Source organism: Bilophila sp. 4_1_30 (assembly GCF_000224655.1).
Taxonomy (GTDB): domain Bacteria; phylum Desulfobacterota; class Desulfovibrionia; order Desulfovibrionales; family Desulfovibrionaceae; genus Bilophila; species Bilophila wadsworthia.
The window spans coordinates 1-1,281 of sequence record NZ_JH114256.1; the positions used below are offsets into that span (position 1 = coordinate 1).

Annotated in this window: 1 protein-coding gene; it reads left to right on the forward strand. The window is 64.6% G+C overall.

What is annotated here, in order from left to right; translation table 11 throughout:
- The first annotated feature begins 79 nt into the window (after positions 1-79).
- Positions 80-1,249 (forward strand): 2-iminoacetate synthase ThiH, encoded by a 1,170-nt coding sequence (gene thiH / locus HMPREF0178_RS19970; protein WP_009369349.1) that lies wholly within the window; start codon positions 80-82, stop codon positions 1,247-1,249.
- The last annotated feature ends 32 nt before the right edge of the window (positions 1,250-1,281 follow it).

Consider the following 1,281-nt stretch of genomic DNA (forward strand, 5'->3'; position numbering starts at 1 on the left):
GGCCCGGTCTTGCAGGGCGGGCGTCGGCCTCCTCGCCGCTGACCGGGTTCCTCGGCGGCCACGACGAGGGGGCCGCGTCATGAGCCGCCTGTTTTCCGACGTCCTGCCGGAGTGGCCTTTGGATGAAGTGGAGGCCGGGCTGGCCTCGGCCACGGAAACGGATGTGCTGACCGCGTTGGAGCTGGCGGAAAACGGCCGACGCCTGAACGCCCGGGATTTCATGGCGCTGGTATCTCCCGCCGCCTCTCCGCATCTTGAAACGATGGCCCGTATTGCCCGCGACGTGACGGTCCGGCAGTTCGGGCGCTCCATCCAGTTGTTTACGCCGCTTTATCTCGCCAACTACTGTACCAACCAGTGCGTGTACTGCGGCTTCAACACCAAGAACCATATCCATCGCTCCATGTTGACGATGGACGAGGTGGAGGCCGAAGGCAAGGTCATCGCCGCGACCGGGCTCCGCAACATCCTGCTTTTGACCGGTGACGCTCCGAAGCTGACCGGGCCCGCGTACATCGCGGAGGCGGCCCGTCGCCTGCGCCCGTATTTCCCGAGCATCGGCGTCGAGGTCTATTCCATGAGCGAGGATGACTACCGGATGCTGGTGGACGCGGGAGTGGATTCGTTCACGATGTTTCAGGAGACGTATAACGAGGAGCTCTACCTCAAGCTGCACCCCGCCGGTCCCAAGCGCGATTTCCGGTTCCGTCTGAACGCTCCGGATCGGGCGGCCCGCGCGGGTATGCGTTCGGTGAACGTGGGCGCGCTGCTCGGCCTCGATCAGTGGCGGCGCGACGCCTTTTACACCGGGCTGCACGCGGACTGGATTCAGGCGACGTATCCCGGTGTGGACATCGCCGTTTCCGCACCGCGTATGCGTCCGCATGAAGGTTCGTTCAACGACATCCATCCCGCTTCCGAACGGGATTTGGTGCAGTACATCCAGGCGCTCCGGCTCTATCTGCCCGCCGCCGGGATCACGCTGTCCACGCGCGAGCGCCCGTTCCTGCGCGATCGGCTCATCGGGCTTGGCATCACCAAGATTTCGGCGGGCGTTTCCACCGCCGTGGGCGGACATGCCCATGCCGCGCAGGATGCCGCCGAGGAGCACGACACCGCCCAGTTTGAGATCGCCGACGATCGGGATGTGGATCAGATGATTGCCGCCATTGAGGCGCAGGGCTACCAGCCCGTGTGCAAGTCGTGGGAGCCTCTCGACGAAGCTTACGCCTGCGGCAAGTCGGCGTAGAGTAGAAGAAGTGGGGAGACTGGGGAGGGGAA

What these genes read in the sequence shown, in the direction of transcription:
- thiH (WP_009369349.1), top strand. Translation starts at nt 80, where the DNA reads ATGAGCCGCCTGTTTTCCGACGTCCTGCCGGAGTGGCCTTTGGATGAA.